General features: G+C 37.2%; 17 protein-coding genes and 1 pseudogene. 13 read left to right on the plus strand and 5 right to left on the minus strand.

From position 1 onward, the window contains the following. Positions 1–8: 8 nt before the first annotated feature. Both G6Q48_RS01625 and G6Q48_RS22720 read right to left on the minus strand, forming a co-directional pair. Positions 9–149 (minus strand): hypothetical protein, encoded by a 141-nt coding sequence (locus G6Q48_RS01625; RefSeq protein WP_181489896.1) that lies wholly within the window; start codon positions 147–149, stop codon positions 9–11. A gap of 44 nt (positions 150–193) precedes the next feature. Further along, a pseudogene (locus G6Q48_RS22720) lies at positions 194–358 on the minus strand (nitrilase-related carbon-nitrogen hydrolase); the annotation flags it as partial. 1308 nt (positions 359–1666) lie between these two features. Between G6Q48_RS22720 and G6Q48_RS01635 the strand changes: the two are divergent. The 6 genes from G6Q48_RS01635 to G6Q48_RS01660 all read left to right on the plus strand — a co-directional run bounded on the left by G6Q48_RS01635 (position 1667) and on the right by G6Q48_RS01660 (position 7539). Continuing rightward, positions 1667–1903: a helix-turn-helix domain-containing protein gene (locus G6Q48_RS01635; protein ID WP_004907928.1), complete on the plus strand. Its 237-nt coding sequence runs from the start codon at positions 1667–1669 to the stop codon at positions 1901–1903. 231 nt (positions 1904–2134) lie between these two features. Further along, entirely contained in the window at positions 2135–2692 is a 558-nt protein-coding gene (locus tag G6Q48_RS01640) for a fimbrial protein (protein ID WP_102138043.1), read from the plus strand. Positions 2693–2763: 71 nt separating this feature from the next. Beyond that, a complete protein-coding gene (locus tag G6Q48_RS01645; RefSeq protein ID WP_166264218.1) occupies positions 2764–5259 on the plus strand; it encodes a fimbria/pilus outer membrane usher protein in 2496 nt (831 codons plus the stop codon). Between the two features lie 11 nt (positions 5260–5270). Beyond that, positions 5271–5999: a fimbrial biogenesis chaperone gene (locus G6Q48_RS01650; protein ID WP_102138041.1), complete on the plus strand. Its 729-nt coding sequence runs from the start codon at positions 5271–5273 to the stop codon at positions 5997–5999. Between the two features lie 85 nt (positions 6000–6084). After that, positions 6085–6561 (plus strand): fimbrial protein, encoded by a 477-nt coding sequence (locus G6Q48_RS01655; RefSeq protein ID WP_229597484.1) that lies wholly within the window; start codon positions 6085–6087, stop codon positions 6559–6561. 12 nt (positions 6562–6573) lie between these two features. Further along, entirely contained in the window at positions 6574–7539 is a 966-nt protein-coding gene (locus G6Q48_RS01660; RefSeq protein WP_102138039.1) for a fimbrial protein, read from the plus strand. Between the two features lie 198 nt (positions 7540–7737). Here the strand turns inward: G6Q48_RS01660 and G6Q48_RS01665 are convergent, their stop codons facing one another. Continuing rightward, complete coding sequence (locus G6Q48_RS01665) at positions 7738–9384, minus strand: fumarate hydratase (protein WP_102138038.1); 1647 nt, start codon at positions 9382–9384, stop codon at positions 7738–7740. Between the two features lie 904 nt (positions 9385–10288). Between G6Q48_RS01665 and potA the strand changes: the two genes are divergently transcribed. The 4 genes from potA to potD all read left to right on the plus strand — a co-directional run bounded on the left by potA (position 10289) and on the right by potD (position 14249). Continuing rightward, complete coding sequence (potA, locus tag G6Q48_RS01670) at positions 10289–11398, plus strand: spermidine/putrescine ABC transporter ATP-binding protein PotA (RefSeq protein ID WP_102138037.1); 1110 nt, start codon at positions 10289–10291, stop codon at positions 11396–11398. Further along, a complete protein-coding gene (potB, locus tag G6Q48_RS01675; RefSeq protein WP_102138036.1) occupies positions 11385–12248 on the plus strand; it encodes a spermidine/putrescine ABC transporter permease PotB in 864 nt (287 codons plus the stop codon). Before potA ends, potB begins: the two co-directional genes overlap by 14 nt. Further along, positions 12245–13030: a spermidine/putrescine ABC transporter permease PotC gene (gene potC / locus G6Q48_RS01680; RefSeq protein WP_102138035.1), complete on the plus strand. Its 786-nt coding sequence runs from the start codon at positions 12245–12247 to the stop codon at positions 13028–13030. Before potB ends, potC begins: the two co-directional genes overlap by 4 nt. Before the next feature lie 169 nt (positions 13031–13199). Further along, positions 13200–14249: a spermidine/putrescine ABC transporter substrate-binding protein PotD gene (potD, locus tag G6Q48_RS01685; protein WP_166264220.1), complete on the plus strand. Its 1050-nt coding sequence runs from the start codon at positions 13200–13202 to the stop codon at positions 14247–14249. Between the two features lie 90 nt (positions 14250–14339). Here the strand turns inward: potD and G6Q48_RS01690 are convergent, their stop codons facing one another. After that, on the minus strand, positions 14340–14900 hold the full coding sequence (locus G6Q48_RS01690; RefSeq protein ID WP_102138033.1) for an NADPH-dependent FMN reductase: 561 nt from the start codon (positions 14898–14900) through the stop codon (positions 14340–14342). A gap of 303 nt (positions 14901–15203) precedes the next feature. Here G6Q48_RS01690 and G6Q48_RS01695 point away from each other — a divergent pair, with 303 nt between their 5' ends. The 3 genes from G6Q48_RS01695 to G6Q48_RS01705 all read left to right on the plus strand — a co-directional run bounded on the left by G6Q48_RS01695 (position 15204) and on the right by G6Q48_RS01705 (position 17213). Next, positions 15204–15776, plus strand: a complete 573-nt coding sequence (locus G6Q48_RS01695; RefSeq protein ID WP_102138256.1) for a TetR/AcrR family transcriptional regulator — start codon at positions 15204–15206, stop codon at positions 15774–15776. A 79-nt stretch (positions 15777–15855) separates the two neighbouring features. Beyond that, positions 15856–16698 (plus strand): transcriptional regulator, encoded by an 843-nt coding sequence (locus G6Q48_RS01700; RefSeq protein WP_102138032.1) that lies wholly within the window; start codon positions 15856–15858, stop codon positions 16696–16698. After that, positions 16695–17213 (plus strand): FidL-like protein, encoded by a 519-nt coding sequence (locus tag G6Q48_RS01705; RefSeq protein ID WP_102138031.1) that lies wholly within the window; start codon positions 16695–16697, stop codon positions 17211–17213. The genes G6Q48_RS01700 and G6Q48_RS01705 overlap by 4 nt, the downstream gene beginning before the upstream one ends. Before the next feature lie 68 nt (positions 17214–17281). Here G6Q48_RS01705 and G6Q48_RS01710 read toward each other — a convergent pair whose 3' ends face one another. Next, positions 17282–18421, minus strand: coding sequence for an FAD-dependent monooxygenase (locus G6Q48_RS01710; RefSeq protein WP_166264222.1), 1140 nt, complete (start codon positions 18419–18421; stop codon positions 17282–17284). Positions 18422–18818: the final 397 nt, after the last annotated feature.

Genomic DNA, 18818 nt, shown 5'->3' on the forward strand with positions numbered 1-18818 from the left:
AATTATTCTTATTCGCTCTCTCTTGAAAATGTTTTATAAACTTCATCAATCAATTCATTGATGGTGTTTTGCCATAATTTAGGCAATGAAGTCTGCCATACCACATCAATACACCATTGGGCTTGTTCACAATGTTGAGCGAGTGTCATTTGAGCTTAAAGTTTCACTTAAGGCATGAAAAAGCCTCATCTGGTAACTTTGGCACATGCCAATAACCAGTAATACATATCTCAGGCAACACCACTATTTTCACGTCTTGTTGTTCGACTTGGGTAATAAAGTTATGAATGCGGCCTAGGTTATAGGTCTTATCATTAGGGCGATGTTGAAACTGAACTGTTGCAGCGTGGAGTAGGGGTTATATTGCATTCTTTTTATCTCCTTAGGTTAAGGAGATAAAAATATGTCGTTCGAACAAAAAATAATGAGTTATTTTTGTATTTTATTATTATAAGTTGTTGAATATAATATTTAACTAACTCGTTACAGGTGTTTTTTTCGGGTAAGTTAACTTAAAAAGATGATTCATAGTTACATTATGCGAAAAAAATCTTTAATTTAGCTTTAATATTCTTATATTATCAACTTTGCTTAAAGGTGCTTGGGTGATTTTATCTTAATAAGTGTCTTTATTTAGTGAATTGGCCATGTAAGTAACCTTTATTCTTAGCATTAAAGGCAAGAAACTAACTTAAGCTATGAGCGCAAAATGTAATAATGATAGGTGTCTTTCTTGTCATTTTGACTATTTATTGGGGAAATTGCGAAGTGAAATGCTTGTATTACTCATTTTGTAATGCTCCAGGCTAATATTATTATGTTTTATTTTTGTTATTTTCCATTTTAACTCTATAAAATTGCAATATACATTTGTGATTTGTTACAATTTGAAATAAATGTAACTTGTTGTTATTTAAAGGTTATTTATGTCATAAATTGTTTTATTTTACTCTAAATATGTGTTAATGAAGGCTATCGACATTTTTTTACTTTAATTATGAGTAACTTGCTCTATTCATGATTAAATAGTAGTAATTTAAAGGGTATTTCAGTTTTTTATATTCTAAACCCTTAATGTGAGTAAGTTAAAATTGCTATTAATCTAATCATAATAAATGATAAAAATAAAAAACCATTGTCAGTTGTTTTTTTGAAGTAAACATTAAAAATGTAAAAATTAAATTAATTTATAAAAATAAATACATAAAAATACTTATTAATCAATGAATACCATATTAAATCAACAGTAAATGCCTTTATTTTATTGGAAATTAAATTTACGGCATATTTCCCGATGTTACCATTGGTGATGGTTATTATTTTTTTTGATTTAAAATCAACACCTTGAGATGGTGTAATTCGTTTTATAAAAAATAGTAACTAATATGAACAATGTGATTTTTATCTTATAAGATAATCAAAGCTTAAATAATGAAATATTGATAGGTTTCAATGGCTTTAATTTATTATATTGATCGTTATAAACAGTTTTACTTTTATATATTGAAAACTATAATTAACTCAAATTTCGTGTTTTAATTGGTTCTTGCTATTTTGATTTGGATATATAAGCGGTGTATAATCAGTGCAGTTTATTATGTTAAAGATTTTGATCTGTAATATAATTTAGCCATTTAATATTTTAGGTTATTTTGGGCTATTGTTAATGATAAATGTAAATCGGATAGTAGGCAGAGAGATTAGAAAAAGAAGAAAGCACTTAGGGCTTTCAGGTATTGAATTAGCGAATCTTGTTGGCGTTAGTCAGCAGCAAATTTCCCGCTATGAAAGAGGCGAGTGCAATATTAATATTGAGAATTTGCACGTGCTTGCTAATGCGTTAGAAACTGAAATGATTTGTTTTTTTATCGATGATGTTTTTATCAATAAAGAAAATAATTAATTTAAAAAATAAGAATAATCTGGTTACAAGATTAAATTAATAAAGTTATATGTTTTTAAATTAATTAATAATTTAAATTAATAAAGGTGTAGTGTTTTTACTTTTATCTAGTAAAAACCTAGATCTTGTATTTTATTTATCATTACACTCTCAGTAAATAAATATCAACTTAATAATTTATTGATTATTAGGTGATTGGTACATCTGTCGTCTTTTTATAGGAAAATATAAATGAAATTAACTAAAATTGCATTAGCTACAATTATCGCTTCTTCATTTGGTATTGCACACGCAGCACCTGTAGATCAAGGAAGTGGCATCATCAACTTTACTGGTAAAGTGATTAATGCACCTTGCTCAATCCCTGGTGATGGTACAATCAACGTTGACCTTGGCCAAGTTGCAAATAAAGTATTGGAAACTGGTAACAAATATAGCCAAAGCGTTCAATACAATATCCAGTTAGAAAACTGTGATTTAGGTGCAGTGACAGATGCTGACAACAAAGTTATCTTCCCTGCGGTTAGCAAAGTTAAAGTAACGTTCACTGGTACTCCAGATACTACAGCTAAAGAATTGCTGGCAAATACTGGTACTTCTAAAGGTGTGGGTGTTCGTTTAATCAACGCAGATGGCGCAACAATGAAAGTTGGTGATACCAGCGTTGAGATGCCATTAGCGGATGGTCCAAATAAATTAGCATTCAGTGCACGTGTTGAAGCAAATGGTAGCAAAGTTGAAACTGGTAGCATTATTTCTCAAGCAACTTACGCTTTAAACTACCTGTAATTTTTTATTTTAAATAACAGGCATATATTTGCCTGTTATTTTCCTTTTTTTATTTTTTGACAGGGAACATCATGTCTCTATTGCCTCAGTTTAAAATAAATAAAATATTATTTTCAATTGCTTTGGCGTTTTCCGTTTCGGGAATAGCGAATGCAGTGGAATTTAATATGAATATTATTGATGCTAAGGACAGAGATAATATTGATTTGAGTCAGTTTTCTAATCCCGATTTTATTCCTGCTGGTGAATATTTAACAGATATTACATTGAATGGTAGAAAGTTATCTGGGCAGTATTTAATTAAATTCATTGAAGAGAGTAAAGATACTTCAACACTCTGTATTACACCAGAGATGGTAAATATTTTTGCATTAAAAAAGAAGGTAAAGGAAGAACTTCTGCAAAATAATAATGGCCAGTGTGTTGAACTATCTAAAAATTTAGATATTACCTATCGCTTTGATAAAGCGAATCAGAATATCTTATTTTCTATCCCTCAAGCTTGGCTTGAATATGATGACCCGTATTGGGTTCCACCTTCCCAATGGGAAAATGGGATTACGGGCGCATTTCTCGACTATAACCTGTTTGTCAATTACTCAGCGCCTAAAAATAACAGTGAAACATTCAGTGGTAGTAGTAACGGTACCGCTGGCGTTAACTTAGGAGCTTGGCGTTTTCGTGCTGACTATCAATATCAATATAATCGTTCTCAAGGTAAAACGAATGAGCGGTTTGATTGGACTCAGTTATACGCTTTTCGTGCTTTACCTCAAATGGGTGCAAAGGTTTTACTTGGTGAGTCTTATTTGAAGACTGACTTATTTGATAGTTTTCGCTTTATAGGGGCGTCTATTTTTAGTGATAACCGGATGCTTCCACCTTCATTACGCGGTTATGCACCTCAGGTTACCGGTATTGCGAAAACGAATGCGATGGTGATTATTTCACAGAATGGGCGTGTGATTAAGCAAGTTAAAGTCGCTCCAGGGCCATTTAATGTTCAAGATATCACTGAAGCGGTACAAGGTACTTTAGATGTAACCATTGAGGAAGAAGATGGTTCAAAAACCACTTATCAAGTGACAGCGGCATCGTTGCCATTTTTAACGCGTCAGGGGCAGCTACTTTATAAATTTACCATGGGGCAATCCGACCCATTTGGTCGCTCACAGAAAATTGATCCTAAGTTTATTGTAGGAGAAGTTTCCTATGGTTTATTTGGTGATACATCCATCTTTGGTGGGTTAATTGCAACGGTAGATAATAACAATTATCAAGCGATGAACTTGGGGATAGGGCAAAACATGAATATGTTTGGTGCTATCTCTGTTGATATCACTCGCACCCATGCAAATTTAGATAATTTTGGATCTTATTCAGGTAATAGCTATCGTTTAAATTATTCTAAACGTTTTGAATCTACCAATTCACAGATAACATTCGCAGGCTATAAATTTTCTGAAAAAGAATTCTTAACGATGCCTCAATACATTGATGCAGCTAACGGTGTGCTTGATTTTAGACGTGACAAAAACGTCTATACCGCGTCTTTTAATCAATACATTAGCCCACTGGATTTAACTGTCTATTTTAATGCTTCTCATCGCCAATTTTGGAATAGTGAATCAACAACAAACTTTGGGATGAGTTTTAGTAAGTTATTTAGTATTGGGCAAATTAAAAATATTTCCGGCACATTATCACTCAATAAAATTAAATATGAAGAGACGGATGATAATCAAATTTATCTATCTTTCTCCGTGCCACTCGAAAATGGCGCTTCAGTGAGTTATGACGCTCAGTATGCAGACAATGACCATAGCTTTGGTCAATCTGTGGGTTATTACAGTGCAAACGAGAATAACAACTATTGGAGTATGCGTGTTGGTGGTGATCAGCACAAACTTGGACGCGCAGAACCAAATATCAGTGGTAGTTATCAATATTCATCACCTTATGGCGTATTAAATGTTAATGCGACTGAAAATGTGAACTCATATCGTGCTGTCGGTGGTAGTTGGTATGGTTCCATGACAGCAACGAAATACGGTGCGGCCATGCACCGCAACGGGACTAACAACGAGCCTCGTGTGATGATTGATAGTGACAATGTTGCAGGGATTTCGATTGATAATGGCGAATCAGTCACAAACCGATTTGGGATTGGTGTAGCGACAAGCTTAAATAGTTTTTCTAATTCAGATGTTTACATTGATATGAATACATTACCTGATGATGTAGATGTCAATGACAACATTATTGGTAAAACCCTGACTGAGGGGTCAATTGGTTATCAGAGAATAAAAGCGAATCAAGGAAAACGTATTTTAGCAATTATCCGTTTGAATAATGGAAATTATCCACCGCTTGGCACCAGTGTGATTGAGTCAAGCACAGGAAGAGAAGTCGGAATTATTGCTGATAGCGGCGTTGCGTATTTAACGGGTGTGGATCCAGAAGAAAGCTACATAGTGAAATGGGCTGCGGGCGCAAACCAATGTAGTTTGAATTTACCTAATATTGCCGAAAAAAATCAGGGTAAAGTCCTGATCCCTTGCCAATAAAGGAATGATGTATGAGTAAAAAGTATGTAGTAGCTTTAGGATTTTCATTAGTTTTTGTCGGCATGCAAGTTGCGTCTGCTGCGATCAATATTGACCGTACACGAATTATTTTTCCAGGCAAAGATAAATCAATAAGTCTGGTTATTAATAATCAAAGTAAAACAATGCCTTATTTAGCTCAATCTTGGATGGAAGATGAAAAAGGGAATAAGGTTTCTGAACCTTTTACGGTTTTACCACCGATGCAACGTGTTGAGCCTAATGCTAAAAACCAAATAAAAATTATTAAAACAGAGGGAATTGATGCTCTTCCACAAGATAGAGAATCGCTGTTCTATTTAAATGTGCGCGAAATCCCCCCTGTTGCAGATAAAGAAAATGTTGTTCAGATTGCGATTCAAAGCCGTCTAAAAATGTTTTATCGGCCACCTCAAATCGAAAATAATAGCGACAAAGTATGGGCTAAAGAGCTGAAATATACGCATACAGGTGGACAATTATTAATTGAAAACCCAACTAAATATTACGTGACACTGGGTTACCTTAGTAACAACAACCAGAAAAATTTCCCTGGTTTTGAAAGTGTGATGATTGCTCCGCTTTCTAAGGAAAGTGTCTCCGTGCCGACAAGCGGTTTTAATCAATTATATACCGGCTATATGGATGATTACGGTGGGATGAAAATGTTGACTTACCAATGCGCTGCGTCGACCTGCCAGCTGTCAAAAGAGAGCCAATAGGATTTTAGATATGAGAAATTGCTACTTTTCAATATGTCTTTTCATGCTATCTCTATGTGGAAGCCAAAGCTATGCAGATAGTAGCATGATGAGAGGTGATCTTAATTTTACAGGGAATGTAGTGGCATTGCCTTGTAAAATTTCATTTTACTCTATAGATCAAAATATTGAATTAGGCCCAATATCTCTGAATTATTTTAATGAAATTGGGGATAGAAGCCCTAAGCATGAAATCAAATTAAAATTTGATGACTGCATTTTCCCAAAACGCGATCGCGATGATAGGGATCCAGTTGTCAGGATCATGTTTATTTCAGAGCCAACTGCAAGTACAGACCGCAATTTATTTGGTGGTAAAACCATTCTAAATGGCTACGGCATTCGCTTAATGGATAAAGATAGCAATATTGTTCCTAATGGCGAATATCGTAGTTATCCAATCTATTTTGATGATAACCAGCAAATTACGATTTATTCCATGCTAGAGAGTTATCTACCCAGAAATGAATTAACAGTGGGTAATATTAAAACGCAAATTACCTTAAATATTACTTACCTATAAGGTGTATAAATCATGATACACAGGTTTATTCAAAAATATGGTTTTTATATTGTATTTCTATTCGTTTTTATTAGCCCAAAAACCTTTGCATTAGATTGTGTGGAAGCCGGAACCGGAGTGGTTATTAAACCTGCAGTACCTGTTGGCCAATTAGCTATTCCGGCAGATACACCAGACGGAACAATTATTTGGCAATCTGACCCACTGACAGTCACCGTTTTTTGCGACAACGTGCTTGGAAATATGGTTGACGTTGTTCATATGTATTTTAACCCAACATCTCAAAAGTTAGGTACTGGCTTACTACTCGGTGCGAACTATCAAGGCCAACAGCTTGAGAGAGATAAACAAAAAGTGAGTTTAGGTACAAAACCAATTAGTGGCAACGAAAACGTGACAGTGACGGTGACATTTACACTGTATATCAAAGTGACAGGGACTGTACCGCCATCAGGTAACTATGAGGGTGATAATCAATTTACAGTTTTCCAATTTGATGGGAGCGGTGGGATCAATACGACACCAGGGGCGAAAAACTTACGCTACTCGATATCTGGATTACGGGGGATCCGTTTCTTAAAGTGCGGCGCAGATATTAAAGTTTTCCCTGAGTCACAGCAAATTGATTTTGGCCAGCTAATGATTACAGACTTGAATCAAGGGAAAGAGTTTAAAAAGGATTTTCAAGTTCAAGCGGTGAAAAGAGGTTGTCTTGATAATTTCTCTATGAATATCAATTTTGAAACGACTGATCCACTGAATGGTGAATATGCGATTGATTTAAAAAATGGCACCAACTTAATAATTATGGACGATAAAAGTAATAATATAAAATTCAATTACTTCCAGTTTTTTGGTAGCCTACCGCAAGGAAGTACTTCAGTAACCCGTGATTACAGTGCAACAATTAAAAAGGCGGGGACGGTGAAAACGGGTGGATTTAACGCCTCAACCATTGTTCGAATTAACTATTATTGATATCAGTAATATATCGATGTGAGTGATAGTTAAAATGGATTGTATAAAATGATAATAAAAGAGTGGGCTTTTGGCCCACTCTTTTATTATATAACTGTGTGTTATGTAACTGTATGATTATGTAACAGCATGGCTATGCTACATCGTCATACCGGCTAACGAAAGTTAGCGCACTCCTTTGCGCTAGGGTGGCTAACTCTATTTAACACATTTGCCGCAAGTTTCATTTTGCACTTGCTCAAAGAAGTTATTTCCTTTGTCATCAACCAAAATGAACGCAGGTAACCCTTCAACTTCCATTTTCCAAATTGCTTCCATTCCAAGTTCTGGATATTCAAGGCAATTTAGGCTTTTCACATATTCTTGAGCAAGTATTGCTGCGGACCCACCAATACTGCCTAAATAGAACCCACCATGCTTTTTACAGGCATCCGTCACCAATTGAGTTCGGTTACCTTTCGCCAACATTAGCATGCTGCCACCGTGGGACTGGAATAGATCGACATAAGGATCCATCCGATTACCGGTTGTTGGGCCCAAAGAACCGGAAACCATATCTTCAGGTTTCTTCGCTGGGCCTGCGTAATACACCATGTGATCTTTAAAGTATTGAGGCAGTTCTTCGCCGCTATCTAAACGCTCTTTCAATTTCGTATGCGCAATATCCCGAGCAATAATAAGTGGCCCACTGAGGGAAACACGTGTTGATACAGGGTGTTTACTCAGCTCAGCCAAAATGTCTTTCATTGGGCGGTTGAGGTCAATATGTACTACTTTTCCTTCAGCTTGATTACGCATAGACTCAGGAATGTATTGGGCTGGGTTGTGCTCCATTTTTTCAAGCCATAAACCGCTTTTGGTTATTTTGGCTTTAATGTTTCTATCAGCAGAGCAAGAAATAGCTAAGCCGATTGGGCAAGAGGCACCGTGGCGAGGTAAACGAACAACACGAACATCGTGAGCAAAATATTTACCACCAAATTGTGCGCCAAAACCAAGATGACGTGAAGCTTCTAATAACTCATTTTCTAGCTCTATATCACGGAAGGCACGGCCATACTCATTACCTGTGGTTGGCAGATTATCGTAGTATTTTGCAGAGGCAAGTTTGGCGGTTTTCAGGGTTGTTTCTGCAGAAGTACCACCGATAACAAAGGCAATATGATAAGGCGGGCAAGCTGTTGTGCCTAGATTCCGCATTTTTTCAATTAAGAAATTTTTTAACTTAGCTGGAGTTAATGTTGCTTTTGTTTCTTGGTAAAGTGCTGATTTATTTGCTGAACCGCCGCCTTTGTTAACAAACAGGAAATGATATTCATCGCCAGTGGTCGCAAAAATGTCAAACTGAGCAGGTAGGTTTGTGCCAGTATTGACTTCATTAAACATATCTAGCGGGGCATTTTGAGAAAAACGTAGGTTTTCGTGTTGGAAGACGTTATAAATCCCTCGAGAGAGGTACTCTTCGTCGTCGCAGTCTGTCCAAACTTGTTGACCTTTTTTCCCAACAACCGCGACAGTGCCCGTATCTTGGCAGTTTGGTAATATACCTTTTGCCGAAATTTCAGCATTGCGAAGTAACTGCAATGCAACATATCTGTCGTTTTCGCTGGCTTCTGGGTCATGTAAGATAGCAGCGACTTGTTTCTGGTGCGCGGCTCTTAAAAAAAACTGAGATTCATAAATTGCGTGTTCGGCAAGGAGGGTTAATGCTTCAGGTTCAACTTTTAAAATTTGCTTTCCCGCAAATTGTTCTACAGAAACATATTTATCAGAGACTTGGAAATACTCGGTTTTATCCTCAGATAATGGATAAGGTTCTTGGTAAAAAAACTCTTTATTAGCCATTTTGCTCACTCACATATTAATTTCAGTGGAATTTCCAAAAATAGTCACCCGCAGGCTTATGTTTATTCTTTAATTGGTTTAACGCGAAAGATACAAAGTAAAATTTATAGGTGCAATAATGAAACAAAAATCACAAAATAAATCACTAAAAGTTACAGTTCAGCTTGGGATTATACTAATTTGATTATTATATTCAAAGGGATGCAGGGGATAATATGATGTTGGTTAAATTTATTGAGATAAAAGATAAGGATTAATGAAAATTAGATTTAAATCACATAATAATATTATTAACTGCAACTTTAATTATTTGTTATAGATGTTACCGGTTATTTGATTTTTTTATGTGTAATCACGATATATACCTATTGAATATAATTACCATCATAACTTGATAATTTTGTTATACGGTTTTTATTGTATTTTTCTTGTGCATCTAATAGTAAGATTTATATCACTGAATACATTAATTAAAAAATTTAAAATAATAAAAACTATTAATTTTATAATTATTATTTTTATTGTGAATTGTATTAACCCTATGAATTTTAGTGTATTTGACTTAAGTTTCACCCTCTAATGCATCATGTAAATCTATAGATATAGGCGGATTAATTCTATATATCGCTATGTTGCTTATTTTTCTCAAAAATCTGTTTTATTTATTGAGAATTCATAATGAAAGGCAAACGAAGTTGTGAAAATGGCTTTCAATTTACAAAAACAGTGTTTATCATGCATGCCTTATGAAGTTTAAATGGCGCTACTGGTTTTGGGCTTTGCTGGGGAAAATAATTTGCTTATGTCACGTTAAGTCGACAGAGTAAACCTCCGACAAGCTTATACAGTCTTTAACGGTGGCGGTTCTATCTGCATTATTCCTAGGGATAGAGTGTATAAATAAATGACTGAGACAACCTCTCTGACACCACTCATTGAATTAAAATCTTTAAGTAAAGGTTTTGATGGCAAACAAATTATTTCTGAGCTTGACTTAACCATTCAGAACGGTGAGTTTTTGACCATTCTTGGGCCTTCTGGTTGCGGCAAAACGACGGTTTTACGTCTTATTGCTGGGTTAGAAGATGCCGATGACGGTCAAATTATTCTTGATGGTCAAGATATTACAGATATTCCTGCAGAACAGCGTTTTGTGAACACTGTGTTCCAGAGCTACGCTTTATTTCCTCATATGACGGTTTTCGATAACGTTGCTTTTGGCCTACGCATGCAAAAAACGCCTGCGGCTGAAATTCAAAAGCGTGTCGACCAAGCCTTACGTATGGTGCAGCTAGAAGATTTTGCTGAGCGTAGACCCAACCAACTGTCTGGTGGCCAACAACAGCGTGTGGCGATAGCCCGTGCGGTAGTGAATCGCCCGAAAGTCCTACTGCTGGATGAATCATTGTCTGCGCTTGATTATAAACTGCGCAAACAAATGCAAAATGAGCTAAAAGCCCTTCAACGAAAACTGGGGATCACGTTTATTTTTGTGACTCACGATCAAGAAGAAGCCTTAGCCATGTCTGATCGGATCATTGTGATGCGTGAAGGGCGAATTGAGCAAGACGGCACACCTCGTGAAATCTATGAGGAACCGAAAAACCTATTTGTTGCTCAATTCATTGGTGAAATTAATATTTTTGATGCGAAAGTATTGTATCGCATTGATGATAAACGTATTCGTGCCAATGTTGAAGGTCATGAATGTGATATTTTCACTGAGCTCTCTGTCAACGAAGGGCAACACGTTAGTGTGTTATTACGTCCTGAAGACTTGCGCGTTGAAGAAGTAAATGATGCAGATAACCATCCAGGGCTGATTGGCTACGTTCGTGAACGTAACTATAAAGGCATGACGTTAGACTCAGTGGTTGAAATGGAAGATGGCAAAATTGTCATGGTGAGCGAATTCTTCAATGAAGATGACCCCGATGTCGACCACTCCCTTAACCAAAAAGTTGCTGTGACTTGGGTTGAAAGCTGGGAGGTAGTTCTGGATGATCATTCGTAAACATAAAATTTTGCAGAACGTTATTATCACCGGGGTAGTCGCCTGGCTGCTGCTATTCGTCTTTTTGCCTAATATTATGATTATCGGCACTAGCTTTTTGACGCGTAGCGACACCAACTTAGTTGACTTAGTTTTTACGTGGGATAACTACATTCGCTTGTCTGACCCGATGTATGCAGAAGTGATGTTGCACTCGCTCAATATGGCGGTGATCGCAACTTTTTTCTGTTTAGTAATTGGCTATCCATTTGCCTTTATATTGGCAAGGTTACCTAAACGGGTACAACCTTTGATGCTGTTTCTGTTAATTGTGCCATTTTGGACCAATTCATTGATCCGTATCTACGGGTTAAAAGTTTTTCTCAGTACCAAAGGGTACTTAAATGACTTTTTACTGTGGGTTGGTGTTATCGATAAACCGTTGAAAATTATGTATACACCGGAGGCCGTCATATTAGGCCTTATCTATATATTGCTGCCATTTATGGTGATGCCGCTGTATTCAAGTATTGAAAAATTGGATAAGTCATATATAGAGGCTGCAAAAGACCTCGGTGCGAATAAATTTCAGCGGTTTGTGAAAATCATCATTCCGTTAACGATGCCAGGAATTATTGCAGGCTGTTTGCTGGTTTTATTACCCGCAATGGGGCTGTTTTATGTAGCGGATTTAATGGGTGGTGCGAAAAATCTACTGATCGGTAACGTGATTAAGAGCCAGTTCTTAAATATTCGTGATTGGCCATTCGGGGCCGCAACCAGCATTTTCCTCACAGCGATGATGGGGTTATTGCTGTATGTCTATTACCGAGCAGCTAAGCTTCTGAATAAAAAGGCATATGAAGAATGATCGGACGTACTCTCCGTGGTGGCTTTATGGCCATCATCTACGCTTATCTTTATATTCCAATCATTATTTTGATTGTTAATTCCTTTAATGAGTCACGTTTTGGTATTCAGTGGCAAGGGTTTTCAACTAAATGGTATGAATTACTGAGTAATAACGATAGCTTATTAGAAGCTGCGGGGCATTCATTAACCATGGCGGTTTTGTCAGCGACTTTCGCGACAGCCATTGGCACATTAACCGCCGTTGCATTATTTCGCTATCGCTTTAGAGGAAAACCTTTTGTTGGTGGCATGTTATTTGTGGTCATGATGTCACCTGATATCGTCATGGCGATTTCGTTATTGGTTCTATTTATGATCCTTGGGGTCTCGCTAGGTTTTTGGTCATTGCTTTTTTCCCATATTACATTCTGTCTACCCTTTGTAGTGGTGACGGTGTATGCAAGGTTAAAGGACTTTGATGTGAAGATGCTAGAAGCAGCGCGCGACCTTGGAGCGGGTGAATTTACCATTTTGCGTAAAATTATTTTACCTTTGGCATTACCTGCGGTTGTTGCCGGCTGGCTACTCAGTTTTACCTTGTCGATGGATGATGTGGTGGTTTCCTCATTTGTCACGGGGCCAAGTTATGAAATTTTGCCATTGAAAATATATTCCATGGTAAAAGTTGGGGTTTCCCCAGAAGTTAACGCATTGGCAACGGTGCTGTTGATTATGTCCCTCTTACTGGTGTGTTTAAGCCAGTGGGTGATGCGGGATAAATACTCAAAAAAAACTAAGTAATACGTTAAACGACGGTGCTGCCCATTTTTATCGGGCAACATCTTTTTTCAGTGCCATTCGGCGAGAGGGTGGGCTCCAACTGAGCCTATTAGATATAACCCCGAAATCATTCAAGCGGCTGCTTGGTGCATTAAGGGATAAAAAACACTTTGTTGAGGGAATCTCAGTAATGAAAAAATGGTCCTATCTACTGGCAGCGGGTTTAATGGCTGCAAGTATTGGCACGGCGACTGCCGCTGACGATAACAAAGACGTACTGTATTTCTATAACTGGACAGAATATGTTCCCCCCGGTTTATTAGAGCAATTTACCAAAGAAACTGGCATCAAGGTGATTTACTCCACCTATGAATCAAACGAAAGCATGTATACCAAGCTAAAGACCTATAAAGACGGTGCTTATGATTTGGTGGTGCCTTCTACTTACTTTATTGCCAAAATGAGTAAAGAAGGGATGCTACAAAAGATTGATCAAAGTAAATTAACCAATTTTAAAAACCTTGACCCAAATTTAATTCATAAAGAATTTGACCCGAATAATGATTATTCAGTGCCTTATATTTGGGGGGCGACAGGGATTGGTATTAATGGTGAAGCGGTTGACCCACAATCTGTTACTTCATGGGCTGATTTCTGGAAACCTGAATATAAAAATAGCCTGCTGATGATGGATGACGCACGGGAAGTTTTCCAAGTGGCTCTCAATAAATTAGGTTATTCAGGCAATACCACTGACCCGAAACAAATTGAAGAGGCGTATAAAGAACTACAAAAATTACGCCCAAATATTTTGGCCTTTAACTCTGACAACCCAGCGACACCTTTTATTGAAGGGGAAGTGGATGTCGGTATGTTATGGAATGGCTCCGCATTCGTTGCAAGGCAAGCTGGCTTGCCGATTGAAGTGGTGTGGCCTAAAGAAGGCGGAATTTTCTGGATGGACAGCTTAGCCATTCCTGCTAATGCCAAAAATGTGGAAGGGGCCCATAAGTTAATTAATTTCTTATTGCGTCCAGAAATTGCGGCTCAAGTAGCTGAATCTATTGGCTACCCAACTCCAAACTTAGAAGCTAAAAAATTATTGCCGGCTGAAATTGCTAACGACCCATCACTTTACCCAAGTGAAGAAGTTCTCCAAAAAGGCGAATGGCAAAGCGATGTTGGGAACACGAATATTTTGTACGAAGAGTATTTTCAGAAGCTAAAAGCCGGGCGTTAATGACTTGAGCATTACGTTTACGTTTCCTAGAAAGGGCACTGATTGAGAATGAAGTGCCCTTTTTTATACGCGTCATTATTGCTCAGCGACTTATTTACTCACTGCATTATGGGCAACAAATTTGGCAAAGGTATCGGCCCACGGCTGTAAGAAATCTTTGCTTTTTGGGGAAATATTGCCTTGCTCATCCACCATACCGTCATACCATTTTAGGAAACATTCAGGCTGGTTCATGGTTGGCATGTTTAAAAATGTCAGGCTATTGCGTAAGTGCTGTTGGGCAATTGCCGTACTGATATTGCCAATAGAAACACCAAGAACACCTGCTGGAATGGCATTCCACGAGTTATCTCCCCATGGGCGAGAGCCTTGGTCTATCGCATTTTTCAATACACCAGGTACCGAGCGGTTATATTCTGGGGTGGCGAAAATAATGCCATCACAGGCTTTAATTTGAGATTTGAAATTAGCCACAACAGGAGGCACATTTTGGTCTGCATCTTGGTTATAGAGAGGGAGTTCACCAATATTGATAAATTTAAACGTGAAATTTGTGGGGAATAATTTAGTCATGGCCTTAGCGACAACTAAATTATATGAATCAGCGCGCAAACTACCCACAATGACACCAATATTGTATTGATTTGACATGATAAAACCTCTTTCACGGGGAGTTAATTAGGGATACTGCAAACCACTATTTATTGAATAGAGCATTGTTTCACTCTCACTATTAAACATCATAATCTGAGGATGTGCAAAACTAAGTGAAATTAATATAGATAACTAAACATCAAAAATATTTGATATTTTTAAATTAATTATGGAGTTGCAACTTATCATAATTCGATATTGTGAGTCCTCTTACACTATTTAGATTTACCCATGAACAAATCAGGGTTACTTGATTTTAGTCAAAATGAAACATACCGACTGGTCGGTATCATTCATCGCATGAATAAGTCTGCTCAGCATAGAAAAAAAGATCCTATTAAGCTTCAAGTGGAGCTATTGAAAGCTGCTCGCATTATTGCTGGCAGAGAAGGGATCTCTTCACTCTCACTTAATGCGGTGGCAAGGGAAGCGGGTGTTAGCAAAGGTGGGTTGATGCATCACTTCCCAACGAAGCAAGAGCTTATTCATGCGCTGTTTTTGCAATTGTTGGGGATTATGGATGAGCGAATACATACCATTATGGATAATGACCCAAATCCCTACGGGCGTTTTTCTCGTGCTTATTTGCACTATATTGGCGAATTAAAAGAATCTGATGAAAGTTTTCAGCTCGCGTTATTGTCCTTAGCCATGCCAACCGAGCCAGTGTTACGTCAGTGCTGGCGAGATTGGGTAATTAACCATTTGGAAAAGGGGGATGAGTTCGATAACAGTTATTTAGGCGCGTTAGTGCGTTATGCGGCTGATGGGTTGTGGCTTTCGTCATTGACTGAGGGAGAAACGTTATCACAGCAAGAGCGTGATGCGATTGTGAGTCGGTTAACGACAATATCATTTGAACAAATTCCATAAGTAAAAATAACGCATAAGTAAAAATAGCAATAATAACGGTAGTGCAATTTTATTCATAAAATAAGCACATGAGGCGATAGTGAAATATAAAATCAATGCTTTCATTCTATATGATGCGGTTGATGGCACTTTATCTTTAAAAGAAGATGAGGTGGATACACAGCTGTCGATAACTGCCAATGCATTATTGTTTTACTTTATTCAGCACAGAGGTGTTGTTTCTCGAGATGAGGTATTAAAAGCAGTTTGGGATGATAATGGGTTAGTCTCATCAAACAGTAATTTAAATCAATATCTCAGCCTATTACGAAAAGCATTTCGTCCATATGGTATTGAAAATATTATTGTGACAGTCGCTCGGGGTCGATTAGAGTTTAATTCCGATGTTTCCCTTGAATTAATTGATGATATCAAAATTTCTCCAACTGAATTAATAACTAGCTTAAGTGACGTAGAAGAAACAGCGGTTGTTTTATCTCCAGCTTCCAAACCTATCTCTGTCCCTACAGATCCCAAAAAAATAGATTCAGCACTGACGCCAGAAAAAAAAGAGATCTGTTGGTATCTTGCGAGTGGTGCTTTTTTATTATGTTCTATTTTATTAGCTATCATGGCTTATTTATCAAAACAACCGTCAGTGCCAATTGACATGACGGTGCTTGAGCACTCTGGTTGTGATGTATTATCGAATGAAAAAATGATCAATAACACTGTCGCACTAAACTATGTGCAAAACTTTGATAAAGTTAGAAATAACTTAAATCTAGAGTGTGTTGAGAAAGAACGGTTTGTTTTTTTCTATGGGGACAAACTGCAGACTAATGGATTGGGTCGAGTATTTCTTGCACATTGTGCAGTCAATGAAGATAACCCATTTAGCTATTGCGATAACTACTTTTACTATTCTTGGAAACCATCATGAAGATATCAGGAAAAGTATTATGCTTACTGAGTTTTTTGTTATTCATTATTGTTACGATTTATACCCAGTCGGTCTTCTTTTCCAATAAACAAGATGGTTTATTAGTGTGCTCGACAAAAGGCATTATGCGTTTTGAGAATATGCAAGATGAAAACGTTAATGGCAATATTCACTTCAATTTTGGCGCGAATGGAAAGGGCTCAATTGTGGTGGAAGGCTATACTGATTCTAAAGCGGGCTGGCTGTATTTGCAGCGTTATGTGAAATTTAGTTACACGACAAAACGAGTTTCCCCAATAGAACGTCATTATATTATTAGTCAGTGGGAAGCGAGCGCTTCTTCTATTGATGAATCGCCAGATGTGATATTTGACTATTTTATGCGGGAAATGTCAGATAGCCATGATGGGCTATTTCTTAATGCACAAAAGCTTAATGACAAAGCCTTACTACTCAGCTCAATTAATTCCCCACTTTATATTTGCACACTCAAACCCAATAGTAAGTTCGATTAGCTTTCTTGTAGGTGGTAACAAATATCATATTTAAATAGTCTGGGTTTCACTTGGTGAAAGGAAAAGCGTTAAAGGCGTAGCTCGGGGCTTATCGCGTTATATTTAAATAGCCAGTCTGTATCCGTCTTCTTTTTTAGCCATGTATTTGTACTTGATAACTTTTGTACAAGGGCTACGCGTTCTATACGGTAACTCTGATATTGATTAAAAGCGCATGAATAATTATCAATGCCGTACTGTTGTAGACATTTAACTAATATAGCCGCATCTTCAATTGCCATCGAAGCACCCGACATCATATGAGGTCGCATCGGATGACATGCATCTCCGATAAGTACTATCCTACCTTTATTCCACGTTGAATCAGCTGTTCTTTCGTGTAATGGCCAAAGTGTCACGCTTTTAGTTAATGACAGCATTGATTTTGGTACATCGTGAAATTCATTAAATATTTTCAAAACATCATGTAAAGCTGCGGGTTGAACAGAAATACCTCGAGGCCAGTAGGGGAAGGAAAAACCAGCTACGTAATAAAATTGTGTTTTATTTCTGTCTAAAAAGTACCCAATGATAAATTTATTATCTTTACCAAACCATTTATTCACACTGTGTTTCATTTGAGGTACCAGCCCTTGAAGCTCGACTAATCCCCTAAATACAGCTTGTCCAGTATAGCTGGAGCATTGAATATCTGTGCCAGTTATTGCATTTCTTACTTTTGAAAATATCCCGTCGGCACCAATGACAATATCGGCCTCGTAACGACTGTTATCGTTGAAAACGAGTTCAATTTTGTTTTTTATCTCATTAAGCGCAATTAACTTTTTTCCCATATGAAGATTGTTTAAGTTAATTTTTTCCGTCATTGCACGGTGTAAGTCTCCTCGATGGATAGTCAGGTAAGGCATGCCATATAGGTCGCGCATTTCCTGTCCTAATTTCAAGTAATTTAGCGTTTTGTTTGAATAGGCATCGCGACTGATAAATCCGTTAGGCTCCCAGCCAAGCTTTTCAATAGATTTTGAAACACCTATTTTTTCCATTATGTACATGAGGTTCGGGGATATATGGATCCCTGCCCCGATTTTTTCAAACGAAGAAGCTTGTTCAAAGACAGCAATATTAAACCCTATATTCTGCATTAGGAGGGCGAGTGCTGAACCGCCAAGGCCACAACCTACAATCGCAATAGTAAATTTATGTGTCATTCTTTTCACCTATGAGTTTTATCACTTTTAGATGGAAAGTAGCAAAATTGTTGTCGCCGTTATTTTTTATTATTTAGCAGAAGGGAATATTTTTAAGTACGCGATAGCCATTGATAGGGAAGTTATGGCGAATGGTTTTCAAAGAGTGCGGTGGTCTGAGTATATAAATTAAGGAATTAACAGAAAGTAAAAATATGCCGCAAAGCGATCACGAGCACAGTTATAAGAGAAGAAAAAACGTAGGCATAGCAGCTTAGTAATACCTCATTAACAATCCTTCATGAATAGTTCTAAATACATTTCCCCTTCAATTTTCACCTCAAATTTCAAACGTGAATTTTTGGTTTTTTTAGCATAAACACATAAATGACCTGAGTGTTCACTCTAATTATCAGCC

Source organism: Providencia sp. M-27, assembly GCF_011077905.1.
Taxonomy (GTDB): Bacteria; Pseudomonadota; Gammaproteobacteria; order Enterobacterales; family Enterobacteriaceae; genus Providencia; species Providencia huaxiensis.